27 protein-coding genes and 2 riboswitches are annotated in these 25,527 nt (G+C 66.7%); of the genes, 18 read left to right on the top strand and 9 right to left on the bottom strand.

Features of this window, described 5'->3' with window-relative positions:
* The 3 genes from V1479_RS20455 to V1479_RS20445 all read left to right on the top strand — a co-directional run.
* Positions 1-1,432 (top strand): ATP-dependent nuclease (locus V1479_RS20455; RefSeq protein ID WP_368804567.1); only part of this gene is annotated, 1,432 nt, incomplete at its 5' end.
* A gap of 449 nt (positions 1,433-1,881) precedes the next feature.
* Positions 1,882-2,655 carry a hypothetical protein gene (locus V1479_RS20450; protein ID WP_368804566.1) on the top strand — a complete coding sequence of 258 codons (774 nt, stop codon included), beginning with the start codon at positions 1,882-1,884 and terminating at the stop codon, positions 2,653-2,655.
* Positions 2,656-2,816: 161 nt separating this feature from the next.
* Positions 2,817-3,416, top strand: coding sequence for a YdeI/OmpD-associated family protein (locus V1479_RS20445; RefSeq protein WP_368804565.1), 600 nt, complete (start codon positions 2,817-2,819; stop codon positions 3,414-3,416).
* 8 nt (positions 3,417-3,424) lie between these two features.
* On the opposite strand, the gene V1479_RS20440 is transcribed toward V1479_RS20445, so the two are convergent.
* Together V1479_RS20440 and V1479_RS20435 are read right to left on the bottom strand one after the other, a co-directional pair.
* A complete protein-coding gene (locus tag V1479_RS20440; RefSeq protein ID WP_368804564.1) occupies positions 3,425-3,832 on the bottom strand; it encodes a hypothetical protein in 408 nt (135 codons plus the stop codon).
* Between the two features lie 96 nt (positions 3,833-3,928).
* A complete protein-coding gene (locus V1479_RS20435; protein ID WP_173191899.1) occupies positions 3,929-4,615 on the bottom strand; it encodes a BA14K family protein in 687 nt (228 codons plus the stop codon).
* A 200-nt stretch (positions 4,616-4,815) separates the two neighbouring features.
* On the opposite strand from V1479_RS20435, the gene V1479_RS20430 reads away from it, so the two are divergent.
* The gene (locus V1479_RS20430) at positions 4,816-5,655 is read left to right on the top strand and encodes an EF-hand domain-containing protein (protein WP_368804563.1); all 840 of its coding nucleotides are present in this window, start codon (positions 4,816-4,818) and stop codon (positions 5,653-5,655) included.
* A 69-nt stretch (positions 5,656-5,724) separates the two neighbouring features.
* Here the strand turns inward: V1479_RS20430 and V1479_RS20425 are convergent, their stop codons facing one another.
* The gene (locus tag V1479_RS20425; RefSeq protein WP_368804562.1) at positions 5,725-6,744 is read right to left on the bottom strand and encodes a GH25 family lysozyme; all 1,020 of its coding nucleotides are present in this window, start codon (positions 6,742-6,744) and stop codon (positions 5,725-5,727) included.
* Between the two features lie 106 nt (positions 6,745-6,850).
* Complete coding sequence (gene cobD, locus V1479_RS20420; protein ID WP_368804561.1) at positions 6,851-7,873, bottom strand: threonine-phosphate decarboxylase CobD; 1,023 nt, start codon at positions 7,871-7,873, stop codon at positions 6,851-6,853.
* Positions 7,874-7,892: 19 nt separating this feature from the next.
* Between cobD and cbiB the strand changes: the two genes are divergently transcribed.
* Positions 7,893-8,858: an adenosylcobinamide-phosphate synthase CbiB gene (cbiB, locus tag V1479_RS20415; protein WP_368804560.1), complete on the top strand. Its 966-nt coding sequence runs from the start codon at positions 7,893-7,895 to the stop codon at positions 8,856-8,858.
* Here the strand turns inward: cbiB and cobO are convergent.
* Genes cobO through V1479_RS20395 form a run of 4 tightly spaced genes read right to left on the bottom strand, consistent with a single transcriptional unit; the run spans position 8,855 to position 10,903 of the window.
* Positions 8,855-9,469 (bottom strand): cob(I)yrinic acid a,c-diamide adenosyltransferase, encoded by a 615-nt coding sequence (gene cobO, locus V1479_RS20410; protein WP_368804559.1) that lies wholly within the window; start codon positions 9,467-9,469, stop codon positions 8,855-8,857. The genes cbiB and cobO overlap by 4 nt on opposite strands.
* A complete protein-coding gene (gene cobU / locus V1479_RS20405; protein ID WP_368804558.1) occupies positions 9,469-9,987 on the bottom strand; it encodes a bifunctional adenosylcobinamide kinase/adenosylcobinamide-phosphate guanylyltransferase in 519 nt (172 codons plus the stop codon). Before cobU ends, cobO begins: the two co-directional genes overlap by 1 nt.
* Complete coding sequence (locus V1479_RS20400) at positions 9,980-10,711, bottom strand: CbtA family protein (protein ID WP_368804557.1); 732 nt, start codon at positions 10,709-10,711, stop codon at positions 9,980-9,982. The genes cobU and V1479_RS20400 overlap by 8 nt, the downstream gene beginning before the upstream one ends.
* 15 nt (positions 10,712-10,726) lie before the next feature.
* The gene (locus V1479_RS20395) at positions 10,727-10,903 is read right to left on the bottom strand and encodes a CbtB domain-containing protein (RefSeq protein WP_368804556.1); all 177 of its coding nucleotides are present in this window, start codon (positions 10,901-10,903) and stop codon (positions 10,727-10,729) included.
* Positions 10,904-10,934: 31 nt separating this feature from the next.
* Positions 10,935-11,131, bottom strand: a riboswitch (cobalamin riboswitch).
* Positions 11,132-11,191: 60 nt separating this feature from the next.
* A riboswitch (cobalamin riboswitch) is annotated at positions 11,192-11,392 on the top strand.
* A 37-nt stretch (positions 11,393-11,429) separates the two neighbouring features.
* On the opposite strand from V1479_RS20395, the gene V1479_RS20390 reads away from it, so the two are divergent.
* From V1479_RS20390 to V1479_RS20360, 7 genes are read left to right on the top strand one after another with little or no spacing between them, the layout of a single operon-like run.
* Positions 11,430-11,870 carry a DUF1636 family protein gene (locus V1479_RS20390; RefSeq protein WP_368804555.1) on the top strand — a complete coding sequence of 147 codons (441 nt, stop codon included), beginning with the start codon at positions 11,430-11,432 and terminating at the stop codon, positions 11,868-11,870.
* Positions 11,867-12,904, top strand: coding sequence for a cobalamin biosynthesis protein CobW (cobW, locus tag V1479_RS20385; protein ID WP_368804554.1), 1,038 nt, complete (start codon positions 11,867-11,869; stop codon positions 12,902-12,904). Before V1479_RS20390 ends, cobW begins: the two co-directional genes overlap by 4 nt.
* A 3-nt stretch (positions 12,905-12,907) precedes the next feature.
* Positions 12,908-16,249, top strand: coding sequence for a cobaltochelatase subunit CobN (gene cobN, locus V1479_RS20380; RefSeq protein ID WP_368804553.1), 3,342 nt, complete (start codon positions 12,908-12,910; stop codon positions 16,247-16,249).
* On the top strand, positions 16,246-17,433 hold the full coding sequence (gene cobG / locus V1479_RS20375; protein ID WP_368804552.1) for a precorrin-3B synthase: 1,188 nt from the start codon (positions 16,246-16,248) through the stop codon (positions 17,431-17,433). Before cobN ends, cobG begins: the two co-directional genes overlap by 4 nt.
* Entirely contained in the window at positions 17,430-18,065 is a 636-nt protein-coding gene (locus V1479_RS20370) for a precorrin-8X methylmutase (RefSeq protein ID WP_368804551.1), read from the top strand. Before cobG ends, V1479_RS20370 begins: the two co-directional genes overlap by 4 nt.
* Entirely contained in the window at positions 18,062-18,787 is a 726-nt protein-coding gene (locus tag V1479_RS20365; RefSeq protein ID WP_368804550.1) for a precorrin-2 C(20)-methyltransferase, read from the top strand. The genes V1479_RS20370 and V1479_RS20365 overlap by 4 nt, the downstream gene beginning before the upstream one ends.
* A complete protein-coding gene (locus V1479_RS20360) occupies positions 18,784-19,560 on the top strand; it encodes a precorrin-3B C(17)-methyltransferase (RefSeq protein WP_368804549.1) in 777 nt (258 codons plus the stop codon). Before V1479_RS20365 ends, V1479_RS20360 begins: the two co-directional genes overlap by 4 nt.
* Here V1479_RS20360 and V1479_RS20355 read toward each other — a convergent pair.
* The gene (locus V1479_RS20355) at positions 19,527-20,297 is read right to left on the bottom strand and encodes a cobalt-precorrin-6A reductase (RefSeq protein ID WP_368804548.1); all 771 of its coding nucleotides are present in this window, start codon (positions 20,295-20,297) and stop codon (positions 19,527-19,529) included. The two genes, V1479_RS20360 and V1479_RS20355, sit on opposite strands and share 34 nt — an antisense overlap.
* Between V1479_RS20355 and cbiE the strand changes: the two genes are divergently transcribed.
* The 6 genes from cbiE to cobS are packed head-to-tail and all read left to right on the top strand — an operon-like array spanning position 20,296 to position 25,519.
* The gene (gene cbiE / locus V1479_RS20350) at positions 20,296-21,534 is read left to right on the top strand and encodes a precorrin-6y C5,15-methyltransferase (decarboxylating) subunit CbiE (RefSeq protein WP_368804547.1); all 1,239 of its coding nucleotides are present in this window, start codon (positions 20,296-20,298) and stop codon (positions 21,532-21,534) included. The genes V1479_RS20355 and cbiE overlap by 2 nt on opposite strands.
* Positions 21,513-21,902 carry a cobalamin biosynthesis protein gene (locus V1479_RS20345; protein ID WP_368804546.1) on the top strand — a complete coding sequence of 130 codons (390 nt, stop codon included), beginning with the start codon at positions 21,513-21,515 and terminating at the stop codon, positions 21,900-21,902. The genes cbiE and V1479_RS20345 overlap by 22 nt, the downstream gene beginning before the upstream one ends.
* The gene (cobM, locus tag V1479_RS20340; RefSeq protein ID WP_368804545.1) at positions 21,899-22,663 is read left to right on the top strand and encodes a precorrin-4 C(11)-methyltransferase; all 765 of its coding nucleotides are present in this window, start codon (positions 21,899-21,901) and stop codon (positions 22,661-22,663) included. Before V1479_RS20345 ends, cobM begins: the two co-directional genes overlap by 4 nt.
* The gene (gene cobA / locus V1479_RS20335) at positions 22,660-23,439 is read left to right on the top strand and encodes a uroporphyrinogen-III C-methyltransferase (RefSeq protein WP_368804544.1); all 780 of its coding nucleotides are present in this window, start codon (positions 22,660-22,662) and stop codon (positions 23,437-23,439) included. The genes cobM and cobA overlap by 4 nt, the downstream gene beginning before the upstream one ends.
* Entirely contained in the window at positions 23,436-24,746 is a 1,311-nt protein-coding gene (locus V1479_RS20330) for a cobyrinic acid a,c-diamide synthase CobB (protein WP_368804543.1), read from the top strand. The genes cobA and V1479_RS20330 overlap by 4 nt, the downstream gene beginning before the upstream one ends.
* 2 nt (positions 24,747-24,748) lie before the next feature.
* The gene (gene cobS / locus V1479_RS20325; RefSeq protein ID WP_368804542.1) at positions 24,749-25,519 is read left to right on the top strand and encodes an adenosylcobinamide-GDP ribazoletransferase; all 771 of its coding nucleotides are present in this window, start codon (positions 24,749-24,751) and stop codon (positions 25,517-25,519) included.
* Positions 25,520-25,527 lie beyond the last annotated feature (8 nt).

Raw genomic sequence — 25,527 nt, 5'->3', positions numbered from 1 at the left:
CCGGCGGAAGCCGAGGAACGCTACTACGCCATGCTGGAAGAACCAGCCATGGCCGCGTGACTCAAAAGAAACGGCCTCCGGCAAACCCGGGGCGGTTCAAGGCGGCAACACCGTCACTCCCTACAAGCAGCGTTTTCAGTTCATCACCACTTACATTCCCGGACTGGCGGGACTGTCCGAGCGTGAGAGCATTCTTGCGCAGCCATCGCTTCGTCGACAGGCGGCGAGCGGTGACGCTGGGGGAGTGATGAGAAACATACTCCTCAATCTGCGTAGCCGCCGGTTGAACGATCCCGATGAGTCGGCTGGCATCGAGCGTCTTAAAAGGCTGAACCAATATGTCGCTAAGGTGCATCCAGGGATCACTGTCAACGTCTCCTTCGACGAACGTGAGGACTATCATATCTCGGCGACCTACTCGTCACCGGGCCTCGACAGCCAAGACCGGCCATTGGAAACTGCCGCCACCGGGCTGCTTCAGGTCATCCAAATCTTTGCTTACCTAATTTTGTTCGAACCGAAGATAATGCTCATCGATGAGCCCGATGCCCACCTCCACCCAGATAAGCAGGAACGCTTGATTGAAACATTGGAGTCCGCCGCTGCGGAAACCGACACCCAGATCATTCTGACGACGCATAGCCCACACATAGCGCGCGGCGCGAGTCCGGCAGCGAAGCTGGTCTGGATGAACGAGGGTAAGGTCGAGACCGATGATGGTGAAGCCATCCGTCGCTTACTTGGCTGGGGTGGGCTAGACAAGGCGGCGCTGTTCTTCGTCGAGGATGAAGACGACACAGCACTGAGGGCGATCCTCCGGCAGTGGCCCGCGCTGGCTAGGCAACTCGCCGTTTGTCGATGCTTTGGTATCGACAATCTTCCTAAGGACAAGCTGTTGAGCGGGCTGCTTGTCGATGGTGAGCTTAAAATCAAGGCCATCATTCACCGCGACGGCGACTTTATGACGAGCGCCGAAGCTGGAATGTGGGCGGATCGGTTCAAGACCGATGGCACCTTCCCATGGGTGACGGCCGCGAGCGACGTCGAGGCTTACTTTTGTGCGGCAGACTATCTCTCTGCTTTATACGGCGTCCCAGTCGAAACTGCAGAGGAATGGCGAAGCGTCGCCGCAGCGAGAATCTCGAGGGCGAAGGACACGTTTTTGGACAAGCGTAAGCTAGTCAACCGGGAGCTTTATCCCGACGGCGGTTCTCCTAACTCAGTGGCGCTTTGGAATGATGCCGGCGGTGCGACGCCTACGACTGTTAAGGGCAAGAAGTTGCTGGGCCAACTGAAAGTGGTAGTGAAAGAGTCTGGACAAGACGACAAGTTGCTAAACACCTATCGAATTCCTGCCGGGGTCGAGGTCGCGACAGACCTAAGGATTCTTTTAGAGGCGTGCCTCGGGTCAGCGGCGGAGCAGGGAAGCTGAGCGCAGATCCTATAGGGCATCGTCTGGTACGCAACCCGGCCCAAAAATTGCCAGTCGGCTAATAACTTTGGCTCTGTCCCCCATGGAACCTAGTAGATCCAAGTTTCGGGTGGCGGTCGGCGCTTCCTGAACGACCGAAATGGAAGCTTAAACGGTCATCGCGCCGCCCCTCATGCCACCATATGTCCCAAGCCCCACACCATTTAATCCATCTCCTCCTGGAAAGCCAGCTTATCCCTCCAGCATCGCCTTTCATCTCATCGGTTGCTCCCCCACACAGCGCAAGTACACCTTCCCAATATCCCGGGAGAACGACCTTTCCCACACCGCAACGACAGCGCTCCGGCACCGAAAGACCTCCCGAGGCCGGCGGTGCCGCACCCACGTCGGAAAACTTATCCACGCCCCTCCAGACCCGCACGATCCTGCCCGACCGAGCGGAGGGCACGATGGACTGGAATGCTGCGATCGAGACGAACCGCGAGGCGCTCAGGCGGGTGCTCGCCATGCTCGTCGCCATGGTGGGAAGCGGTCCGCTTGGCGGAACGAAAAGTCCCGAAACGGGCTTGTCGGGCGAACGAACGCCCGAGGCCATGGCCGGGGCTCGCCCCACTTTGCCCCGCTATCTCCACCGCGCGGTGCTTGCCCTGCTGCGCCCGGCGGAAGCGGCCGCGCGGCGGCTGGTCATCATCGTCGCGCGCGATCTCGCAGCACCGCCCTCCGCGCCACGCCTTGGAAGGCGGTCCGCCGCACGCGGCGGCGCAGCCGTTGCGGCACCCCGGCACACACGCCCGCTCTGCCTGCCGCTCTTCGATCCGCTGCCGCGCTGGAACCGGCGTCAGTGCAATGCTGCGGCCGGCATGCCCCGCATCTCGTTTCCCGGCTTCACCCAGCCTGCGCCCATCCCGCAGCCCCCGAACGATTTCGATAGGGTCGGCGCGACCCGCCTCGCCTCGCGGCTTGCGGCACTCGGCCGCGCCCTCGACGACCTGCCGCGACAGGCAACCCGTTTCGCGCGCTGGCGCGCTGCCCGCGACGCGCGCCGCAGGCGCCTCGAAAGCGGCGCGTCCCGCCGCATCGGCCGCGTCTCCGCCCTGCGCCCCGGCCGCCCGCCCGGCCTCAAACCCGCCCGCCGCAACGGCTGGGCCCACGAGGTCCACGCGGTGCTGGACACCGTCCACGGCCTCGCGTTCTGGGCGCTGGAGCCGGCCGACACCTCATGACGCGCGGCAGCGGCACTCGATACCCGCAGGCACGATCACGACAGCGGCAAAACCATGAACCGCCCGGGCGCGGCAGCGACCCGGCGACGATGAAGCGCGCCGGCTATCATCCTGACAGCCATGCCTTCCCCCTCGAACCGCAAGGCGATAGGTTGCGCCCCATGCCGCCCGTCCATGTCGACCCCGCCAAGATCCGCGAATTTCCCGATGCCGACAGCTTCTATCGCTGGCTCGGCGAGAATCACGACCGTGCCGACGAGATCTGGATCAAGGTTCACAAGAAGGGTTCCGGCCTGCCCTCGATCACGCCGGTGGAGGCGATCGACGCGTGTCTCTGCTGGGGCTGGATCGACGGCATCCGCAAGGGGTTCGATGAGCGGAGCTTCCTCCAGCGCTACACGCCGCGCGGCCGCAAGAGCGTGTGGAGCAGGATCAATGTCGACAACGTCGCCCGCCTTGTCGCGGAGGGCCGCATGACCGAACACGGCCTCGCCCATGTCGAGGCGGCGAAGGCCGACGGGCGCTGGGACCGCGCCTATGCCGGCAGCCGCGAGATGACGATACCGGACGACCTGCAGGCGGCGATCGATGCCGAGCCCCGCGCGCGCGACATGCTGGCGACGCTGACGGCGCAGAACCGCTTCGCGCTCGCCTTCCGCACGCACAATATGAAGACGGAGGCCGGCCGCAGGCGCAAGATCGCCGAGCTGGTCGAGATGCTGAAACGTGGGGAGACGATCCATCCGCAGCGCCGCAAATGAGGCTGCCCCTACCCCGCGCCGGCAAGGCAGGGGTCGAGCATCACCCGGCTCTCGTCCACCGGCGCATAGCCGCCGCCGAAGAGCACCACGTCGCCGGGCTGCATGTCGTTGGTGGAATAGGTCACGCACAGTACCCGCACGCCCGGCGCTTCGCACATGATGAGGTAGGCCAGCGTGCCGTCGGTCTCCACCGCCGAGAGCGCCCCGCGGATCGACATGGTGAGCCGCCCGTCATAGTCCGGCACGCGGTCGATCCAGTCGCCGATCGTCTCGCAGGTCGCCGGCTCGTCCGCATAGGCCTCGCCCTTGCGGAACGGCCCGGCCGGGTCGCAGCAGTCCTGCGCCGGCGCCGGCAGGGTCGATGCGGCAAGCGCCGCCGCCAGCAATGAAGCGCGCAGCGCGCGAGCCGCCTTCATGATCGTTCAACCCTCTCCTCGATCCCGCCGTGCGAACTATCGCGGCCAGAATGGCGGAAGAAAGGCACGGGGGTCGGGGATCGTGTACGCTAGCTCCTACTGGCACTGTCGGCGCGGGCCGCCGCCATAGGGCTGGTAGCTGTTATCCTCCACCCGGTAGGAGCGATAGCGGCGGAAGCAGTCGTCGATATGGGCCGGCGACATGTCGACCAGGCCCAGCTCCCGCCACGGGTCGCTCGCCGCGGACCCCACGCCCTCATCGGCAACGTAGCCGGCCACGCTTACCGTCTGCGCGTCGCCCTGGGCGAACGTGAGCTCGTCGAGATGGGGCGAGACGCACTCGCGACGGCCACCACGATAGGGCTGATAGCTGTTATCGGCCTCGCGATAGGAGCGATAGCGCTCATGGCACCACGCGACATGGGCGTCCATCAGCCGATAGGCATCGTCGTCGGTGATCGGATCGTCGTCGCCCTGCAGGCTCGCCGTCGTGATCATGTCGGTGGATACGTCTCCTGCAGCCGGGGCAACCACATCATCCGTGTCGACCGCCTTCACATCGACCGCATCGGCGGGCACGACAGCCGCGATCCGCTCGAACCCCTGGGCGCCGCGCTCAACCTGCCGGGGGATGCTGCTCCAGACGGACGCGACATCCTCGCCCTTGGCATCGGGCCGGCCATCGGGCATCGGCATCATGACGAACATGGCGAGCGCGATGCCGCTGCCGAAAACTACCAGGGTAGCCAGAAACCCCGTCGCGATTGCCAGAAGTGATTTCACGATGCCTCTCCATTAGCTGGTGATCAATCAATGCAGCCGGACGAGGCCGGTTCCATGATTCGGTCACAATCCGCAGAGCGGCCGCGCACGCCCCTCGACGCCGGCTCTCCATTACGCAGAATTAATCTCCCCGAAAGCGCGCCGTAATGTTCGCCCCCGCATCATCGCCGGCAGGGACACAGCAACGAGGAAGCCACCCCATGAAAAAACTCATTATCATCGCGCTCGCCGCATCCGGCGCGGCCGTCGCCCAGGCGCAGGCCGAGACACCCGATCAGCGCAACGGCCGAGGAGAGTTCCGCGCCGAGATGCGGGCGCTGATCGCCGGCGACGGCATGGACGTCGCAGCCCTCGCCAATCTCATGCAGGAGCGCGCCACGGCCCGCTTCGAGGCGCTGGATGCCGACGGCGACGGCATCGTCACGAAGGACGACGTGCTGGCCGCCGCAGCGGAGCGCGCGCAGACGCGGTTCGAACGCATGGGGCCGAACGAGGACGGCATCGTTAAGCACGAAGGCCGCCACGGCTGGCGCAAGCATGGCGAACGTGCGGAGCGCGGCGAGCGCCGGCAGCCGCTCAGCGAAGAGCAGCGCGCCGAGCGCATGCAGGAGCGGACGAGCGAACGCTTCGCACGCCTCGACACCGACGGCGACGGCATGATTTCGCCCGAGGAGTTTCAGGCTGGCGCCACGGGCCGGATGGAGCGTTTCGCCGAGCATCGCGAACGCCGGGCCGAGCGCCGCGCGGAGATGCCTGAGGAGATGCGCCAGATGCACGCGCAGTTCCGCACCATGATGCGCGAGGGCATGGATCTCGATGCCTTCTCCGGCTTCGCCCGCGATCGCGCGTCCGCCCGCTTCGACGCGATGGACGCCGACGGCAATGGCGAGCTGACGGCCGACGAGTTTACCGCCGGCTTGAGCGAGCGCGCCGAGCGGGTCTTCGCCCGCATGGACCGCAACGAAGACGGCAAGGTGACGTCGGACGATCGCCCCAACCGCGCCGGCAAGCGTGGCGATGGTCCCCGCAGCAAGGACTGATCGGGATTGACAACGAAAAACCGCCCGGCACTGCCGGGCGGTTTGTGTGTTGTCAAAGATCGGCGAGGATCAGTTTCGCGCCATCGCGGTGCCGTGGACGTTGCGCCCCAGCCAGCGATACCAGGTTGCGACGTCGCCATTGAAGACGTTGAGGTCGATCTCGCCCTTGACGCCCTTGGACAGCCCGGTGCCGGAATATTGCCAGAAGGCCCATTCACGGCCGGGATAGCGCTTCGACGGGTGGGCCGCGACCGAGCGCAGCCAGAACGGATAGCCGTTGAACGCACCCTTGAGGTTGTCCTCATAGAAGTCGGGCGTCACGTAGATGATCGGCTTCTGGCCGTAATGGCGCTCCAGCCGATCCATGAAGACCTGCATCTTTTCACGCACGAGCTGCGGCGAGAGCTTCTGCTTGCAGCTTGACTGGTGGTTCCATTCTACATCGATCACCGGCGGCAGCGCGCCTGCCTCCCGCGGCACGTTGCGGATGAACCAGTCAGCCTGCGAGGAGGCCGTGCGACACCAGTAGAAGAAGTGGTAGGCGCCGCGCTTGATGCCGGCATCCGCTGCGCCCTTCCAGTTCTTGGCAAACATCGGATCGAGATGGTCGCCGCCGTCTGTGGCCTTGATGAATGCGAAATTTGCGCCCTGGCTGCGCAGCCGCGCCCAGTCGATGTCGCCCTGCCAGCGCGAGACGTCGACGCCGTGCACCAGATGGTGCTGCGGCGTGATCTTGCCGAAGTCCATAGGCTTGGCATCGCTGAAGCGCTGGGAGATCACCTTGGGGCGCGGGCCGGAGGCAGGCGGCGCTGCGGGCCTCGACTGCGGCGCCACCATTGCCACCTGCTGCATGGCCGGGGTGTCGATCCTATCCGGCTCATTCAGCGCGGCGATCGCCGCCGGAGATGCGTCAGGATAAGCCGCCGCGGTGGCGCCGACGGCGGTCTGCGGCGTCACGGGGCGCACGATCGAGCTGGTCGTTTCATTCGACGGCTTGATCGACTGCAGCGCATCGATGGTCGAACCCGTGGAGCAGCCGGCCAGGACGAGAAGTGCCGCAAACATCGCGGTAGGTCGGAAAGGACGCATGAAAACTCGCACACAAAACTGGAGTTTGCAGGCAAGGGAACGCGCCGCCCTGCCCGCCTCCAGTCACGCTTAACGAAAAATCACCAACAATCACTGAATCCGAGCTTTAACCATGTTCGGTCCGCCCGACGGCCGTTGCCAGCGCATCGCCGAGGCGGCGGAATGCTGGCTCGTCTCCCGGCAGGCCGAAGCGCAGGGCCTGCTCGTCGAAATCGAAGCTGCGTACCAGCACGCCCTGTCGGCCCAGTGCCGCGCAAACAGCCCCCGCACCGGGCACGCGCACGAAGCGGTAGAGATCGGTGCCGCCAGAAACGGCCAACCCGTGCCGGCCAAGCAAAGCATCAAGCTGATCGGCGTCCATCCGGAGCCGTTCGCGCATTGCCTCCTGCCAACCGGTATCGGCAAGCGCGCACAGCCCGATCTCAAGCGTCGGACCAGAGACCGCCCAAGGGCCGAGCCGGCGGCGCAGGTCCTCCGCAAGCTTCGGTTCTGCTAGTGCGAAACCGAGGCGGATGCCGGCAAGGCCGAAGAACTTCCCGAACGAGCGCAGAACGACGATGCCGCCCGCCTCGACCTCCGGCGCAAGGCTCTGATAGCGGGGGCCGACATCCATGAACGCCTCGTCGACAACCAGCAAACCGCCTCTGGTTCGAAGGTGCGCGGCCAGTCGAAGCAAGTCGTCTCGCAGGCAGACACGCCCGTCCGGATTGTTCGGGTTGACGACGATCGCGACGTCGGCTTCGAACAGGGCATCGAAATCCCGCGCTTCAACGACGGCGTGGCCAGCCAGCGCCGCCGCGCGCGCGTGTTCGGCATAAGTAGGCGACAGCACGGCCGCCCTGCCGGGCCGCACCAGTCCGGCTACCAGCGGCAGCAGGGCCTGCGTGCCCGGCGCCGCGGCGATGAACGCTGCGGACGGCGCTTCATAAGCCTCGGCCGCCACCGCCGCGAGTTCATTGGCGCGGCTTTCCTCGGGTAGACGTGCAAAGACGCTGGCGGGCAGCTCGAACAGCGGATAGGAGTGCGGGTTGATGCCGGTGGACAGGTCGAGCCAAGGCTTCGGCGCGCCGGGATAGAGCCGCTCGGCGCGCGACAGGCTGCCGCCATGTTCCACCGCCCCGGATGCCATATCAAAGCCGCCTGCCGTCATGTTCGTCCTGATCGCTTTCCTTGCCCTGCTATTCGAAACCGCCGTCGGCTATCCCGACCGCCTGTTTCGCGCAATCGGACACCCGGTGACGTGGGTCGGTCGACTGATCTCATGGATGGACAGGCGCTTCAATCGCGACGTGGATCCGCCGTCTACCCGCCGGATGGCGGGCATCGTGGCGCTGCTCTTGCTGGTTGTGATTTCGGTCGGGACAGGACTGGTGCTGCAATGGTTTCTTGCCGGCTGGATCGGCTTCTTGCTGCTTGCAGTGCTCGCCAGCAGCCTGCTGGCCCAGCGCAGCCTTGCGGCGCATGTCGAGGCAGTTGCCGACGCACTCGAGGCCGGCGGGCTGGAGGCCGGCCGCGAAGCCGTCTCGCATATCGTCGGCCGCGACCCGCAGAGCCTCGATGAAGCCGGTGTCTCCCGTGCCGCAATCGAGAGTCTTGCGGAAAATTTCTCCGACGGCGTGGTCGCGCCGGCGTTCTGGTTGGCCCTTGCCGGGCTTCCCGGCGGCATTGCCTACAAGGCAATCAACACTGCCGACAGCATGATCGGCCACAGGACACCACGCCACCTTGCATTCGGCTGGGTCTCGGCGCGGCTCGACGATCTGGTCAACCTGCCGGCCTCGCGGCTTTCCGCGCTGCTTTTCTGCACCGCCGCCGCCCTGCTTCCGGGGGCTTCGCCGTCGGGCGCATGGCGGGCGGTCCGGCGCGATGCGCGGCGTCACAAGTCGCCCAACGCAGGCTGGCCGGAAGCCGCGATGGCCGGCGCGCTCGGCCTCGCACTGGCAGGCCCGCGCTCCTATGGCGGCGTTCTGGTCGATGACGTCTTCATGGGCGAAGGCGGCCGCCGCGAAGCCGACGCTGCCGATATCCGCCGCGCCCTGCGACTCTACCGGACAGCCGACGCGCTGCTGATCGGCCTCGCCGGCGTAGGCGCCGCAAGTGTGCTGGCTCTCTAGAATTCTATGCCCGCCTGCGCCTTCACGCCGGCGGCAAAGTGGTGCTTGACCTGCCCCATCTCGGTGACGAGGTCTGCCACCTCCACGAGTTCGGGCTTTGCGTTGCGTCCGGTGACGACGACATGCAGGTCCGGCCGGCGCGCCTTCAGGTTAGCCACGACACTGCCGAGGTCGAGGTAGTCGTAGCGCAGAGCGATGTTGAGCTCGTCGAGGATTACTAGGCCGAAACTCTCGTCGGCCATCATCTCCTGCGCCTTCGCCCATGCGCGCTCGGCCGCGGCCACGTCGCGGGCGAGATCCTGCGTCTCCCAGGTGAACCCCTCCCCCATCGCGTGCCAGACGAACATGTCTCCGAAGCGCTCGAGCGCCTGCGTCTCGCCCGTCTTCCATGCGCCCTTGACAAACTGCACGACACCGACCCGCCGACCGTGTCCCAGCATGCGCAAGGCAAGGCCAAACGCCGCAGTCGACTTGCCCTTGCCCGGCCCGGTATTGACGACCAAAAGACCCTTTTCGACCGTCTTGCCGGCGACCTCGGCGTCCTGCACGGCCTTGCGTTTCTCCATCTTGGCCTTGTGGCGCTCGGCTTGCTTTTCGTCGATCTCGCGCATCACTTCACTTTCATCGGCAGGCCGGCGACCATGAAGACCACGCTATCAGCGCGCGCCGCAACCATCTGGTTGAGGCGACCTGCAGCATCGCGAAACCGGCGCGCAAGCGCGTTGTCCGGCACGATGCCGAGCCCGACCTCGTTTGCGACGACAACCCAGCGCCCATGCGGGCTGGCGAGGGCATCAGCCAGCCGCTGCGATTCGGCCTCGACGTCACGCTCGGCCAGCATCACATTCGTCAGCCACAGGGTCAGGCAATCCAGAAGAACCGGACGACCCCCGGGCAACGCTTCCAGCGCGTCGACGAGGTCCAGTGGCGCATCGACGGTGTGCCATCGAGAATCTCGGCGCGCGCGATGATGGGCGATCCGCTCCGCCATTTCCGCGTCGAGGGCCTGCGCCGTAGCGATATAGGTCCACGGTGTGGGTTCTGCGGACAGCAGTTCCTCGGCGTGGCGGCTCTTTCCCGAGCGCGCGCCGCCGAGGACGAAAGTCAGCGTACCAGTCGGGTCAGGCAAGGCTGCTTTGCGGCTCGCCGAGCCCCTGCGCGAAACGCGGCCGCAGCACGCCAACCATGGCGCCGAGAGCCAGCCAGAAGACGAGGTTGGTCACGGTCACCGCCACAACAAAGCTGTGGTGGAGATGGGCCGGGACCAGCGTATCGTGGCTCTCCGGCTGCGGAGCGCCGATGACGTGCGGCAGCACGATCAGCACGGCACCCAGGGCCGCCAGCGCCGCCGACCGCGTCAGCGCGATAAGCGCGAGGCCACCGGCCGTGGCAATGACGACACCGATCCACCATGCCTGCCGCGCGAAGAGATCGGCGGCAGGCATGCCCGGCAGTTCGGGCGGCAGGCCTAGTCCGGGCGCAAGCGTGAACACCGAGAAACCAGCGAACCCCCAGAATAGTCCCTGCCGCCAGCCGGCGATCCCGCCAACCAGTTCGGATCCAACAACCAGCAGCAGGCTGAAGCCAATGCCGGTCACAATGGCTGCAAGGGCGGTGTAGAGGGTTCGTTCCAGCCCGTCGGCGGGCATCCAGGCCTCGTCGCCATGGCTGTGCCCGGCTGCACCGTGATCGTGTGATTCTTCAGCCGCAGCACCTTCTTCGCCGGTGCCTTCATAGGCTTCGGCTTGGAGAATGAGGGGAACCGTGAAGGCAACCTGCATGGCAGTCATGACGAGACCTGCGAGCAGGCCGGCGAGCGCCGCGACGAACACGACGTTACGAAAAATGGTCATGGCTTAACTCTCGTCTCAGTGGCAGGGAAATGCCATCGAATGGCGGTAGTCGTGGCCGGCATTGTGCACCACCTCCATGTGGGAGAAGCCCACAAAGCCGGTGATGAAAAGGCCTAGAAAACCTGCGAGCGAGAGTTGCAATAGGCGCGACTGCGACGATGTCGCAGCAATTGCACCAGATGAAGTAGCCATGATTCGTCCTTTCCCCTCCACCCGAGGGAACGTGTTTCGATGGCCGGCGGCAGGTCTCCTGGCTCGCGGGTCACAGCCCTTCCCCGCCTTCCCGAAGCGAATGCTCCAGTGGCTTTTGGGGAAAGGCTCTCCGCTTACAGTTGCGGGGGCAGCCGCGGAATCGGGCGCTGTTGGCCCTCACCGCATTCCCTCTGGTCCCTTGCGGGAACCGACGACGTATTCACCATAGCGCAATCATCGGCTGCCGCAACCTTCAATCGAGCCGCGTTGACAGCCTTACCTCGGGCGACCTAAATGGACGCCGACGGTCCTGTCGCCGCGAGGTGACAGGCTAAGAGGGAATACGGTGCGCTTTCGGGCAAATCCGTAGCTGTCCCCGCAACTGTAGACGGATAGTTCCTGTCGAATGCCACTGAAGCGGGTGCTTCGGGAAGGCGGCAGGAGCAGCGATCCGTGAGCCAGGAGACCTGCCGTCGCAGACCCAATCCTGACCGCCCGGCGGGTGTTCCCGGGCAAGGAGCGCAATGTGACGGACATAATTTCCGGCGAGTTGAAGCCGGACCTCGATGCCTCTTCGGCAGATAGCGAGACCGCGTCCGCGGTCACCATCATCGTCTGCAGTTCCTGCCGCTATCCAGGCACGCCGGCCGAAACCTTTCCACGACCCGGATCGGCGCTGGCCGACGCCACCCGCGAGGCCGCAGCAGACAGCACGGTCGACGTCAGGCAGGTCGCCTGTCTCGGCAACTGCAAGCGAGGCCTGAGCGCCGCCGTGCTGCGCGCCGGCTCGTGGAGCTACATCTTCGGTGAACTCGACACCGACAACGCCGCAGACCTCGTTGCGGGCGCGGAGCTCTTTGCCGGCTCATCCGATGGTTTCATGCCGTTCCGCAATCGGCCCGAAGCGCTCAAGCGCGGCCTCATCGCCCGCGTCCCCACAGCAGCCAACCTTCAGGATCTCAAATGAACACTTCGGTCCAGCGCATCCCCTGCACGGTCATCACCGGCTTTCTCGGCGCCGGCAAGACCACGCTTATCCGCAACCTGATCGAGAATGCCGGCGGCAGGAAACTCGCCGTCATCGTCAACGAGTTCGGCGATGTTGGCATCGACGGCGAAATTTTGCGCGGCTGCGGCGTCGAGAACTGCTCCGAGGAGGACATCGTCGAACTGGCGAATGGCTGCATCTGTTGCACCGTCGCCGACGATTTCGTGCCGGCTCTGGACAAGATCCTGTCGCGCGGCACGCAGGTCGACCACATACTGATCGAGACGTCGGGCCTCGCCCTGCCCAAGCAGCTGGTGCAGGCGTTCCAGTGGCCTGCCGTGCGCAACCGCGTCACGGTGGACAGCGTGGTGGCGGTCGTCGACGGACCCGCGCTTGCCGCGGGCGAGGTGACCGGCGACCGCAACGCGCTCGAACAGCAGCGGGCCGCGGACGAATCGATCGACCACGAAGACCCGGTAGAGGAAGTCTTCGAGGATCAGGTCGCCTGCGCGGACCTGATCGTGCTGTCCAAGAGCGACCTGCTGGACGATGCCGCCAGACGCCGGGCCGAAGCAGCGGTGGCCGAGCACCTGCCGCGCGCGGTCAAGATCGTAGCCGTCGCAAACGGCCGCATTGATGCCGGAGCGGTCCTCGGTCTCGGCCTCGCCGTCGAAGACGACATTGAGAACCGCAAGACGCACCACGATGACGAGGAAGATCACGAGCACGACGATTTCGACTCCTTCGTCATCGAGCTTCCGGCGATCGCAAGCCCCGAGGAGCTTGCCCGCAAGGTTGCAAGCGCTGCTGAGGCTGAGAACGTCCTGCGCCTGAAGGGGTTCGCCCATGTCGAGGGCAAGCCGATGCGCCTGCTGGTACAGGCTGTTGGGCCGCGCGTCTCGCATCACTACGACCGCGCCTGGGAAGCCGGCGAAGAGAAGGCGACACGGCTCGTCGTGATCGGCCTGAAAGGGCTCGACCGCGCGGCGGTGGAGCGCCTGCTGGCCGCCTGAACCATGCACATCCTCGCGACATCTTCGGCCTCTCTGGACGACCTGATCGATCCCGTCGATCTGGCCATGCAGCCGGCGGAGATGATCGCGCTGTCCTTCTCCGACAGCGACCTTGCTGCACTTTCACGGGCTTGGAAGGCCGCCGACGGCGCGTTGCCCTCGCTGCGGCTGGCGGCCTTGCGCGACTTGCGGCATCCGATGTCCGTCGACCTGTGGCTCGATGGCGCCGGCGGGAAGGCGAAGGTGGTGGTGGTGCGCCTGCTCGGCGGCCACGACTACTGGCGCTACGGCTGCGACAGGGTGGCGGAAACCGCGCGGCGAAACGGCATCGCACTTGCGCTGCTGCCGGGCGAATGCCGCGAGCGCGACGAGCGGCTGGCCGGGCTCTCGACTATTTCCGACGTCGAGTATGACGCCCTGCTGGCCTGTTTCCGCGAGGGAGGGTCGGACAATCTCGCATCGGCGCTGCGCCATATGGCGCGGCTGGCCGGCCACGCTGTCGAGGCGGCGACGGCGGCACCCATCGCGAAGGCTGGCTATTATCTGCCGGGCGACGGTGTCGTTACGCCCGAGCAGGTCGTTCCGGATGGCAGGCCCGTCGTGCCGCTGCTGTTCTATCGATCGATGCTGCTGGCGGACGACGTCGCGCCCATCGTTGCGCTGGCGAATGCGCTTGCGGGGCGCGGTATCTGTGCTCTGCCCATTTTCGTTGCGAGCCTACGCGACGACGCGGCGCGGGCTCTGCTCAAGGACGCGGTGAAGCGTTTCGCCCCGTCGCTACTGGTCACCGCGACGGCTTTCGCCACCGGTGCCGAACCCGGCGAGCAGAACATCTTCGACGAGATCGGCCTTCCGGTGTTTCAGGTAGCGATTGCCACGACGAGGCGGGATGCCTGGGCGGAAGGCCAGCGCGGTCTGGCGCCGCCAGACCTTGCGATGCATGTGGTCCTGCCGGAACTCGACGGGCGGCTTATGGCCGGCGCAATCTCCTTCAAGCAGGCGGCCGAACCAGACGCCCAACTGGCGTTGAGACCCACGGTCAACCGGCCGGAGCTTGACCGGGTCGCGCAGGTGGCCGCCCGCATCGAGGCATTCGTCACGCTGCAACGGACCCCGCCCGCCGAGCGCCGTGTGGCGATCCTCGTTCCCGACTACCCGGCGGCGGCCGGCCGTACAGGTTATGCCGTCGGCCTCGATGTGCCGCAAAGCGTGCTGGAGATGCTGCACAACCTGAAGAACGCCGGCTATGCGGTTGAGAAGATTCCCGCTTCAGCGCGCGAGCTGATGCGGCTGCTTAAGCGCGAAAGCGATGCACTTGCGCTTGATGTCTATCGGGGCGCACTTGCGAGCCTGCCTTCCGAATCCGCGCAGGCGCTACAGGAAACATGGGGTGATCCCGAACACGATGCGCCGAACGGCATGTTCGGCTTCCGCGCAGCCCGGTTCGGCAATGTCACCGTCGCGCTTGCACCTGATCGCGGCCGCTCCGCCGACAGGCGCGTCGATTATCACGATCCGGCTCTTCCGCCACGCCATGCCCTCCTTGCATTCGGCGTCTGGCTGCGCGAAGCGCTTGGCAGCCACGCATTGGTGCATGTGGGTGCGCATGGCACGCTCGAGTGGTTGCCGGGCAAGACGGTCGCGCTGTCGAACGGCTGCTTCCCCGAGATCGTTGCCGGCGCGCTGCCGGTCATCTACCCCTTTATCGTCAGCAATCCCGGCGAGGCCGCACAGGCCAAGCGGCGCATCGCGGCAGTCACGCTCGGGCACCTGACTCCTGCGCTGGTCGGCGCGGGACTGACACAAGAGCAGCAGATGCTTGAGCGGCTGGTCGACGAGTACGCACAGGCCGACGGGCTCGACCGGCGGCGGCGCGACCGGCTGGCCAAGCTCATCGTGGAAACCGCAGCCGAAACCGGCCTTGCCCGCGATGCTGGGGTTTCCACCGACAATCCCGACGAGGCATTGCTGCAGATCGATGCGTGGCTCTGCGACCTCAAGGACTTCGCGGTCAAGGACGGATTGCACATCTATGGCCGCAGCCCGGACGGGGAAGTCGACACGGTGCGCAAGGCCAGCGCCGAAGCGGAGCGAAAAGCGTTGTTCGCCGCACTCGACGGCCGACGCATTGCCGCCGGCCCCTCCGGTGCGCCGGCGCGCGGCCGCACCGATGTCTTCCCCACCGGCCGCAACCTGTTCACGGCCGATCCGCGCACGCTGCCGACGCCGACCGCCGCCGCGCTCGGCGAGGCAGCGGCAAAAGAGGTCGTGCGCGGCTACATGCAGGACCATGGCGACTATCCGCGCGCGATGGTGATCGATCTGTGGGGCTCGGCCTCCCTGCGTACCGGCGGCGAGGAAATCGCGCAGGGGCTGGCGCTGATGGGCTGCCGCCCGCAATGGGACCATGCGACCGGGCGCGTCACCGGCATCGAGGTGCTGCCGCCTGCCGCTATCGGGCGCCCGCGCGTCGACTTGACCTGGCGTATTTCCGGCCTGTTCCGCGACATGTTCCCGACCCAGATCGCATTGATCGACGCAGCGGTCGCGGCCGTCGCGGCGCGCGACGAGGCCGCTTCGGAGAACCCGCTGGCCGCTGGCCGCCGCTCTGGTGATGCGCGGCCCGTTCGAATCTTTGGGTCCGCACCCGGTACCTATGGCTCCGGCATCGAGGAGAAGCTCGCAAGCGGCGCATGGGACGAGCGGGCGGAACTTGGCCGCGCCTACCTCGACGCCGCCAGCCATGCCTATGGCGGCGCGGATGGCGAGGGCTTGGCCGCGCCCGGTGCGTTCGCGGACCGTATCGCGGGCGCCGACCTGCTCGTGCATGTCAGCGACGACCCCGGACGTGACATACTCGAAGGGTCTGCGGACGTCGCCTTTGTCGGCGGCTTCGCGGCGGCAGTCGCCGCACTCGGCGGCAAGGCCGACATCGTCATGCTCGACGTCACCGATCCGGTGCGGCCACGCGCCCGCTCCGTCGTTTCCGCCGTGACGCGTACCGTCCGCGCCCGCGCGCTCAATCCGCGCTTCATCTCTGGCCAGATGCGCCACGGCCCGCGCGGCGGCGCGGAATTTGCCGAGACTGTGGATCGTCTGGTGGGTTTTGCCGAAACGACGGAAGCGATCCCCAGCAACCTGCTGGAAGATGTGCACGACGCCTATCTCGGCGACCCTGCGGTGCGCGCCTTCCTGCTCGACCAGAACCCGGCAGCCGCGCGCGCCATCGCCGAGCGGTTCGCGACGGCACGCCGGCGCGGACTCTGGCATCCGCTGCGCAATTCGGTCGACGAGGATCTGGCCGCGCTCATCGCCGAGGCGCAGGCGCTGGAGCAGGCCGCATGAGCACCGACCTGCACCGGGGTGCCTGCCCTTCCCTTTCCGCGCCCATGCAGACGGGCGACGGACTGCTTGCACGGCTCAACCCCGCCGACGGCGCGCTGACAGGAGACCAGCTTGCCGGTGTGGCGGATGCAGCCCAAGCGTTCGGAAACGGCCAGCTTGAAATCTCCGCTCGCGGCAACCTGCAGATCAGGGGACTGACGCGCGCTTCGGCGGGTGTCCTTGCAGATGCGGTTGCGGAGTTGGGCATCGCGGTTCACCCAGGCATAGAGGTGCGGACGGGAGCCTTGGCCGGACTCGACACCGCGGAGATTGCAGACCCCCGCCCGCTCGCCGAAGCGATCCGAAAACGGGCACTGCCGCTTGCCGACCGGCTCGCGCCCAAGCTGTCGGTGGTGATCGATGGCGGCGGCGCCCTGCCTCTCGATGAACTTGTTGCGGATGTGCGGCTCCGCGCCATCTCGGCACGCGAGTGGCTAGTGGAAGCAGGCCGCACGGTGGCCGGCACCGGTGGGCCGGACGCGGCTGTCGATGCGGCGATCTTCGTGCTCGACCATCTATCCCAACGCGGCCCCGGCGCGCGCGGTCGCGACCTGGACGACGCCGCGATCAGCGCGGTTTCCGCCAGCCTGAAACCCGCCCCGCAAAGAGCCTCGGCGCAAGCGACGCTGCCGGTCGGGCGCTTTCCGTTGCGCGACGGCAGGATGGCACGCGGCATCGCGCTGGCTTTCGGCCAGATCGATGCGAGCAGCCTCGGAACCCTTGCACAAGCGGCGGAATCGGAAACGGTCTTCCGGCTTGCGCCCGGCCGTGGACTGCTGGTGCTGAACATGTCAGAGGCCGAAGAACGCACGCTGGTCGAGACCGCCACCCGGCTTGGTCTCGTGACCGAAGCGAGCGATCCCAGGCTGCGCATCGTGACCTGCGCCGGGGCGCCAGCGTGTGCCTCCGCTCATCTGGCTACCAAGGCGATCGCCGCTGCCCTGGCAATGGAGATACCGGATGGAAGCGGGATCGTTCATCTTTCCGGCTGTGCCAAGCAGTGCGCCAACCCGCGACGGGCGGCCGCGACCCTGATCGGCGGGGCGCAAGGCTACGAAATTGAAACGAAGGACGACGCAATGCGCGCGCGGCTTAAGCGCATCGCCGAAAGCCATGGCGCTGCGGCGCGGAGACGGAGTGCATGACGGCAGCGAACGACTACATACGCGATGGAACGGCGATCTACGAAAAATCCTTCGCCATCATCCGCGCAGAAGCCGACCTGTCGCGTTTCAGCGTCGCGGAATCGGATATCGCGGTTCGCATGATCCATGCCTGCGGGCTGGTTGAGGCAGCCGAAGCCTTTCATTTCTCGCCGGATTTCGTGTCTGACGGGCGCAAAGCCCTGACGGGCGGCGCGCCGATCCTGTGCGACGCCGAAATGGTGGCCCATGGCGTCACCCGTGCCCGCCTGCCGGCCGACAATGCCGTGATCTGTACGCTGCGCGATCCGCGCACCGCCGAGCTTGCCGCAAGCATGGGCAATACGCGCTCTGCCGCCGCACTTGAACTCTGGCGCGATCACCTTGCCGGAGCGGTCGTCGCCATCGGTAACGCGCCGACGGCACTGTTTCATCTACTCGACATGCTGTCGGCCGGCGCGCCGAAACCCGCTGCGATCATCGGCATGCCGGTCGGCTTCGTCGGTGCTGCCGAATCCAAGGACGCACTGGCCGAAGGCAGCCACGGCGTGCCGTTTGCCATCGTGCGCGGACGGCTGGGCGGCAGCGCGATGACGGCCGCTGCGATCAACGCACTCGCGAGGCCGGGACTGTGACGGGAAGACTCATCGGCGTCGGGACCGGTCCGGGCGACCCGGAACTGCTAACCTTGAAGGCGGTGCGCGCACTGGCGGAGGCCGACGTGATCGCCCATTTCGCCAAGCGCGGCAATTCCAGCAATGCGCGCCGCATCGTGGCGGGGCACTTGCGACTGGGCGTGGTGGAACTGCCGCTGCTCTATCCCGTCACCACCGAAATCGCGCGCAGTGACGACGCTTACGGCTCGGCGATCGGCACGTTCTACGAGGAAGCCGCAGCCTCGGTTGCCGCACATCTGGAAGCCGGCCGCAGCGTCGCCGTGCTGAGCGAGGGCGATCCTCTTTTCTACGGCTCCTACATGCACCTCCACGTGCGCCTTGCGAACCGTTTTCCGACCGAGGTGATTCCGGGCGTCACGGCCATGTCCGGCGCCTGGTCGGCGGTTGGCGCGCCCATCGCCCAGGGCGACGACGTCCTATGCGTGCTGCCCGGCACCCTGCCTGACGATGAGCTCGCACGGCGCCTTTCGGCTTCCGAGGCGTGCGTCATCATGAAGGTCGGGCGCAACCTGCCGCGTATCCGTCGCGCGCTCGACATCGCCGGACGGCTCGACGAGGCAATCTATGTCGAGCGCGCCACGATGGCGGAAATGACGTTTGCCCGGCTGTCCGAACGGCCGGACGATGCGGCTCCCTACTTTTCCATCGTGCTCGTGCCGGGATGGAGCGGGCGACGATGAATGAGCAAACGACCACAGGCCGGCTGACCGTGGTAGGGCTTGGGCCGGGCAGTCCGCGCCAGCTCACGCCCGAAGCTCACGCGGCGATCGAAGCATCCAGCGACCTGTTCGGCTACGGTCCCTATCTCGACCGCATCGCGCTGCTGCCGGGCCAGACTGCACACCGCTCCGACAACCGGGAAGAAATTGCGCGTGCTTCGGCGGCACTCGAACTGGCGGCAAGCGGCCGCCAAGTAGCCGTGGTTTCCGGCGGCGATGCCGGCGTCTTCGCCATGGCAGCAGCCGTGTGCGAGGCCATCGAGGCAGGGCCAGAAGCCTGGCGGGAACTGGAAATTTCGATCGTGCCGGGCGTGACCGCGATGCTTGCCGTGGCTGCCAGTGTCGGCGCACCGCTCGGCCATGATTTCTGCGCGCTGTCGCTGTCCGACAACCTCAAGCCCTGGGAAACGATTGAACAGCGCCTGCGCGCGGCTGCTTCAGCCGGCTTCGTGATCGCGATCTACAATCCGGTCAGCCGCGCAAGACCTTGGCAGCTCGACAGGGCGTTCACGATCCTGCGAGAAGAGTTGCCCGAGACCGTGCCGGTTGTCTTCGGTCGCGCAGCCGGCAGGGCTGACGAGAAAATGACGTTGACCGATCTGGCGAGTGCCGAGGGCGCGCTCGCCGACATGGCGACCTGCGTGATTATCGGCTCGCCCGAAACGAGAACGGTCGCGCGCAATGGGTTGCCGCCGCTCGTCTATTCGCCGCGATCGGCAGGCAGGCCGACATGATCGCCTATGCGAACAATAGCTTCATCCAGGGTCGCCGCAGCATCCCCAACCGGCGGCTGCGGCCTAGAGACCATGACGACAGGCAGGCCAAGCTGGCGCGCAGCCGCGATCTTGCCGTAGGTGGCCTCGCCGCCGCTGTTCTTTGCAACGATGATCTCGATGCCGTGCTCAAGCAAAAGCGCGTGTTCGTCGGCTTCCGCAAAGGGGCCGCGGCCGAGGATGTAATGCGCGCCGGCGATCCGCTCGACCGTGTCCACCGGCTCGACGCTTCGCACGATGTAGCGGTGTTGCGGACGGATAACGAAGCGACCGGCTTCCTGCCGTCCGATGGCGAGAAACACCGTGCGCGGCGCTTCGCCGAGCAGAGCCGCCGCGTGATCGATGTCCCGGGCGGCGATCCAGTCGTCGCCGGGCTGCGGCTCCCATGGCGCTCGCTCCAGCCGCACGAGCGGCACGGCGGCCGCACGCGACGCCTCAACGGCATTGGCGGTGATACGTGCGGCGAACGGATGGGTGGCATCGACGAGCAAATCGACCTGCCCTGCCCGCAGCCACTGCGCCAACCCCTGCGCGCCACCAAAGCCGCCGACGCGTACGTCTCCGTGCTGCTGCAGCGGATTTTCCGTTCGCCCGGCGAGCGACAGCGTCACGCGCATATCTCCCCGCGCGACGAGGCGTCGGGCAAGCACGCGTGCCTCGCTGGTGCCGCCGAGGATGAGAACATGCGGGATGGCCATGACGCCATCTAGAGAAGACAGCGCCGCACGCGCAACCGCAAAACCCTGGCTGAGCATCGTCGGCATAGGCGAGGATGGCCTAGCCGGGCTCGGCGAGGCCGCTCGTACTGCAATCGCTGAAGCTGCATTCGTGTTCGGTGGGGCACGGCACATCGAACTGGCCGCACCGCTGATCGCCGGGGAAAAACGGCAATGGCCCTCCCCGTTCGATGTCGGCGCGGTGCTCGGTCTGGCAGGAGACAAGGTCTGTGTGATGGCTTCCGGCGACCCGTTTCACCACGGTGTCGGCGCAACGCTGGCGCGCGACCTGCATCCTTCGGAATATACGGTCTTTCCCGCCCTTTCAGCCTTCAGCCTCGCTGCCGCACGCCTCGGCTGGCCGCTGCAGGACGTCGCGACCATTTCCCTGCACGGCCGGCGGATCGAGCACCTGCGACCGCTGCTGCATCCCGCAACGCGCGTCCTTGCACTGACTTCGGACGGTGCCGCACCGGCGGCCATTGCGCGAATGATGACGGAGCTGGGCTTCGGCGCCTCAAGCGTCTGCGTACTGGAAGCCATGGGCGGGCCGAACGAGCAGCGAACCGATATTGAGGCCAGCCAAACAGGCGATCGGCAATTCGGACCGCTCAATGTGCTCGGCATCGAGGTGGTCGCCGACGACGGCGCATCGGTCCTGCCACTCGCGGGCATCGGCGACGACCTCTTCGAGCATCACGGCCAGATCACCAAACGCGAGATCCGCGCATTGACGCTTTCCGCCCTGGCGCCGCGCCGCGGGGAGTTGCTGTGGGATGTCGGAGCCGGATCCGGTTCGATTGCGATAACGTGGATGCTCAAACATCCCTCCATGCGCGCAGTCGCCATCGAGCAGCACGCGGATCGCGCGCAACGCATTCGCCTCAATGCCGACACCCTCGGCGTGCCGGAACTTTCGGTGATCGAGGGCTCCGCGCCGATCGCCCTCGCCGGCCTCACTGTCCCGGACGCGATCTTCATCGGCGGCGGCGGTGCCGACGATGGCGTGGCGGAAGCAGTCATCGAAGCGCTGAAGCCCGGTGGCCGGCTGGTCGCGAATGCCGTGACGGTGGAGACGGAGATCCTTCTTGCCGGTCTGCACGCGCGGCTGGGCGGCGACCTCATCCGCATCGCGCTCTCGCGGGCGGCACCCGTCGGCACCATGACCGGCTGGCGTCCCGCGATGCCGGTGACGCAATGGATATGGACGAAGCCATGATCGTCGCCGGCATGGGATGCAAAAAAGGCACGAAAGAAGCCGAGGTGCTTGAAGCGATCGACGCCGCACTCGCCGCTCATGGCCTCAGCCGGGCCGCCCTGGGGGCATTGGCGGTGCTACCGCAGAAACAGAATGAACCGGCAATCGGTGCGGCAGCGCGGGCGCTCGGTATCGACGTGATCGTCTCCCCCGCCATCGGTAAGGAAACGCTTACGAAGTCTCCGCATTCGCTGGCCGCGACCGGCACTGGCTCGGCATCCGAGGCGGCCGCACTCGCCGGGGCGGGCGAAGGCGCCTATCTGCTCGGCCCCCGCGTGATCGCCAGCGGCGCGACATGCGCGCTGGCCAGCACGGAGCGCCAGCCATGACCATTCACTTCATCGGCGCGGGACCGGGCGCGGCAGACCTTATAACCGTTCGCGGGCGCGATCTGCTGGCTGCCTGCCCCGTCTGCCTCTATGCGGGCTCGGTGGTCCCGAGCGAACTGCTCGCCTACTGCCCGGAAGGTGCCCGCATCGTCGACACGGCCCCGCTGTCCCTCGACGAGATCGAGGCCGAGTATGTCGCCGCGCATGCCGCCGGGCACAACGTGGCGCGGCTGCATTCCGGCGACCTTTCGATCTGGAGCGCGGTGGCCGAGCAGATGCGCAGGCTCGACCGGCTTGGCATACCCTATACGCTTACGCCCGGCGTTCCCGCCTTTGCAGCAGCGGCAGCCGTGCTCGGCCGCGAACTGACGATCCCGGAGGTGGCGCAGAGCCTCGTTCTGACGCGGGTGTCCGGCCGCGCATCCGTGATGCCCGAAGGCGAGACGCTGGCGGCGTTCGGGCGCACGCAGGCAACGATGGCCATTCATCTGGCGGTCCATGCGCTGGACAGGATCGTGGCGGAGCTGACGCCCGTCTATGGCGCTGACTGTCCGGTCGCCGTGGTGGCGCGCGCAACATGGCCGGAGGAACGCGTCGTCACCGGCACGCTGGCGACAATCGAAGCCCTGCTTGCAGAGAACCCCATCGACCGCACGGCGATCGTTTTCGTTGGCCGTGGCCTTGCCGCTGAAGGTTTTCGCGAAAGCGCGCTTTATGACGCCGCCTACCAGCGCCGCTTCCGCGGACGGGAGAGTTTATGAGCCTCGCCGCAGCTATCGAGCGGCTCGACTTCGCCGGGCCCACGTTCACACCAGGCGACGTCTGGCTCGCGGGCGCTGGCCCGGGCGGCATCGGCTGCCTGACGCTGGAGGTTCTGCACGCGCTTTCATGCGCGGATGCGGTTGTCTACGACGCACTCGTCGAACCGGCGATACTGGAGGCCGCACAAGACGCCGAGCTGCATTTCGTCGGTAAGCGCGGCGGCCAGCCATCGACGCCACAGTCCGAAATCAACGCACTGCTGGTCTCGCTGGCCAGATCGGGCAAGCGGGTGCTGCGCCTCAAGGGCGGCGACCCGAACCTCTTCGGCCGTGGCGGCGAGGAAGCGCTGGCGCTCGCCGAGGCCGGCATGGCGTTCCGCTTCCTGCCCGGCATAACGGCGGCCTTCGGTGCACTGGCGGCCGCGTCCATACCGGCCACGATGCGCGGCACCAACACAGCGATCATACTGGCGACGGGCCATCTGGCGGGCGAGGACGACGATCTCGACTGGGCAGCACTGGCCGCGACCGGTCAGCCGATCGTCGTCTACATGGGCATGAGCCGGCTGGCGCGCATCGCCGATGCGTTGATTGAGGGCGGGACTGCGCCGGGCACACCCGCAGCAGCCATCGTATCCGCCACGACGGCCAGCGAGCGGATCGTCGTCGCCGAACTCGGCACGATCGCCGCGCGCGCGGCTCAGGTCGGCCTGGCTTCACCGGGGCTGGTGATCATCGGCGACATTGTCGCCATGCGCGAAAGACTTGGCCGATGAGTGCGCGCGGTCTCATCGTTGGCGCGGCCCGATCCGGATCCGGCAAGACCAGCGTCGCGGTTGGCCTGATGCGCGCATTGCAGCGGCGCGGGTTGGTCGTGGCCGGCGCCAAATCGGGGCCGGACTATATAGACCCCGGTTTCCATGCCGCAGCAACGGGGCGGCCGGGCGTAAACCTGGATAGCTGGGCGATGGATCCGCCGCTGCTGGAGACGCTGCTGGCGCGGCAGGTCAACGGGGCGGACATCCTGATCGCCGAAAGCGCCATGGGCCTTTTCGATGGTGTACGCGGTGACGACGGCCGCACCGGCTCCGCCGCCGATCTCGCAAGACGCTTCGGGCTGCCGGTGCTGCTCGTGCTTGACGTGTCGGGGCAGTCACAGACAGCGGCAGCGATCGCCCATGGCTTCACCAGCTTCGACCCGGCAGTACACATCGGCGGTGTGGTGCTCAATCAGGTCGCCAGCGAACGGCACGAGACCCAGGCGCGAGCGGCGATCGAAGAGCGCAGCATCCCGGTCGTCGGCGCTATCCGGCGCAACCCGGATATGGCCATGCCGGAGCGCCATCTGGGCCTCGTGCAGGCGCGTGAGCATCAAGCGCTGGAAGCCTTCATCGAACGCCTGGCCGATGTCATGGAGCAGTCCATCGACCTTGAAGCCGTCATCGCATGCGCCGGTCCCATCGCAGCGAGCGATATAGGCGCGCCGGCGCTTCCGCCGCCCGGCCAGCGGATCGCGATAGCCGACGATGCGGCCTTCAGCTTCGTTTACCCGCATCTGGCGCGCCAGTGGCACTCTGCTGGCGCCGAGTTCGTCCCCTTTTCGCCATTGGCGGACCAGACACCGGACCTATCCTGCGATGTCTGCTGGCTGCCGGGCGGCTATCCCGAGCTTCACGCAGGCAAGCTCGCGGCTGCGGCGGGTTTCAAGAGGGGACTGGCAGCCTTCGCCCGCAACCGCCCTGTTCATGGCGAATGCGGCGGCTACATGGTTCTCGGCGCAGCACTGGAGGACGCCGAAGGCGTGATGCACGAAATGGCGGGCCTGCTCGGCCATGTCACCAGCTTCGCCAAGCGCAAGATCAACCTGGGCTATCGCCGCGCCCACCTCATCGCCGACTCCCCGGTCGCGAAAGCCGGCACCGAGCTGCGCGGCCACGAGTTCCATTATTCGCGCGTGATCGAAACCGGCAACGACGAGCCGCTGGCCGAACTGTTCGATGCTGCCGGCAACGCGCTCGGCGCCTCGGGCGGCAGGCGCGGCCTGGTCACCGGTGCCTTCTTCCACGCGATCGCGGGCAACTGAGCATGGCCTCATCCCCGCCCGATCCGAAAGCGCTTCTGGCCGATATTGGGTGCTGCGTCGGTTTTTACACCCGCCTGCCGATCCCTGATCCGGGAGAGCGCGATTTCGCCACGGCGCAATGGGCCGCACCGGTTGCCGGAGCAGTGGTTGGGCTGGTGATTGGCGTGACGCTGTGGCTGTCGCTGGCGACAGGTCTGCCGGCCACGCTGGCGGCGGCAGTAGCGCTGGCGGCAGGTGCTGTGCTGACGGGCGCGCTGCACGAGGACGGCCTGGCCGACGTCGCGGACGGGTTCGGCGGCGGACAGACGAGGGAGCGCAAGCTGGAGATCATGAAGGACAGCCGCGTCGGCACATACGGCGTGATCGCGCTGGTGCTGTCCCTGCTGATGCGCTGGTCGGCGCTCGCTGCGCTGGCGGCATCCGGCACGTTCACGATGATCGCCGTAGTCGTCGGCGCGCATGCGGCTTCGCGCGCGGCGATCCCGATGTTCATGGCGCGCGTGCCGGCAGCCCGACCGAACGGGCTGTCGGCCGGTGTCGGCCGCGTCACCAGCCAACCCGCCCTGTACGCCGCTGCAATCGGCTTCGCGCTGCTGCTGCCGGGCGGATTTGCATTCGCGCTTGTGTCTGCCCTGCTTGTGATTGTCCTCTCGCTCGGGCTGGAACAGTTGGCGAGGAGGCAGATCGGTGGCCAGACCGGCGACGTGCTGGGCACGCTTCAGCAAGGCTGCGAGATCGCAGTACTGGCGACCGCAGTGACCATTCTCATCTGACGGAGACC

Source organism: Neoaquamicrobium sediminum, assembly GCF_040970315.1.
Classification (GTDB): domain Bacteria; phylum Pseudomonadota; class Alphaproteobacteria; order Rhizobiales; family Rhizobiaceae; genus Aerobium; species Aerobium sediminum.
This window is presented reverse-complemented; position numbering and strand designations above follow the sequence as displayed.

Excerpts from the sequence above, each read along its gene's own strand:
- V1479_RS20450 (WP_368804566.1), top strand. The coding sequence starts at position 1,882 with ATGGACTGGAATGCTGCGATCGAGACGAACCGCGAGGCGCTCAGGCGG.
- V1479_RS20445 (WP_368804565.1), top strand. The coding sequence starts at position 2,817 with ATGCCGCCCGTCCATGTCGACCCCGCCAAGATCCGCGAATTTCCCGAT.
- V1479_RS20440 (WP_368804564.1), bottom strand. The coding sequence starts at position 3,832 with ATGAAGGCGGCTCGCGCGCTGCGCGCTTCATTGCTGGCGGCGGCGCTT.
- V1479_RS20430 (WP_368804563.1), top strand. The coding sequence starts at position 4,816 with ATGAAAAAACTCATTATCATCGCGCTCGCCGCATCCGGCGCGGCCGTC.
- V1479_RS20425 (WP_368804562.1), bottom strand. The coding sequence starts at position 6,744 with ATGCGTCCTTTCCGACCTACCGCGATGTTTGCGGCACTTCTCGTCCTG.
- cobD (WP_368804561.1), bottom strand. The coding sequence starts at position 7,873 with ATGGCATCCGGGGCGGTGGAACATGGCGGCAGCCTGTCGCGCGCCGAG.
- cbiB (WP_368804560.1), top strand. The coding sequence starts at position 7,893 with ATGTTCGTCCTGATCGCTTTCCTTGCCCTGCTATTCGAAACCGCCGTC.
- cobO (WP_368804559.1), bottom strand. The coding sequence starts at position 9,469 with ATGCGCGAGATCGACGAAAAGCAAGCCGAGCGCCACAAGGCCAAGATG.
- V1479_RS20400 (WP_368804557.1), bottom strand. The coding sequence starts at position 10,711 with ATGACCATTTTTCGTAACGTCGTGTTCGTCGCGGCGCTCGCCGGCCTG.
- V1479_RS20395 (WP_368804556.1), bottom strand. The coding sequence starts at position 10,903 with ATGGCTACTTCATCTGGTGCAATTGCTGCGACATCGTCGCAGTCGCGC.
- cobW (WP_368804554.1), top strand. The coding sequence starts at position 11,867 with ATGAACACTTCGGTCCAGCGCATCCCCTGCACGGTCATCACCGGCTTT.
- cobN (WP_368804553.1), top strand. The coding sequence starts at position 12,908 with ATGCACATCCTCGCGACATCTTCGGCCTCTCTGGACGACCTGATCGAT.
- cobG (WP_368804552.1), top strand. The coding sequence starts at position 16,246 with ATGAGCACCGACCTGCACCGGGGTGCCTGCCCTTCCCTTTCCGCGCCC.
- V1479_RS20370 (WP_368804551.1), top strand. The coding sequence starts at position 17,430 with ATGACGGCAGCGAACGACTACATACGCGATGGAACGGCGATCTACGAA.
- V1479_RS20360 (WP_368804549.1), top strand. The coding sequence starts at position 18,784 with ATGAATGAGCAAACGACCACAGGCCGGCTGACCGTGGTAGGGCTTGGG.
- cbiE (WP_368804547.1), top strand. The coding sequence starts at position 20,296 with ATGACGCCATCTAGAGAAGACAGCGCCGCACGCGCAACCGCAAAACCC.
- V1479_RS20355 (WP_368804548.1), bottom strand. The coding sequence starts at position 20,297 with ATGGCCATCCCGCATGTTCTCATCCTCGGCGGCACCAGCGAGGCACGC.
- V1479_RS20345 (WP_368804546.1), top strand. The coding sequence starts at position 21,513 with ATGGATATGGACGAAGCCATGATCGTCGCCGGCATGGGATGCAAAAAA.
- cobM (WP_368804545.1), top strand. The coding sequence starts at position 21,899 with ATGACCATTCACTTCATCGGCGCGGGACCGGGCGCGGCAGACCTTATA.
- cobA (WP_368804544.1), top strand. The coding sequence starts at position 22,660 with ATGAGCCTCGCCGCAGCTATCGAGCGGCTCGACTTCGCCGGGCCCACG.
- V1479_RS20330 (WP_368804543.1), top strand. The coding sequence starts at position 23,436 with ATGAGTGCGCGCGGTCTCATCGTTGGCGCGGCCCGATCCGGATCCGGC.
- cobS (WP_368804542.1), top strand. The coding sequence starts at position 24,749 with ATGGCCTCATCCCCGCCCGATCCGAAAGCGCTTCTGGCCGATATTGGG.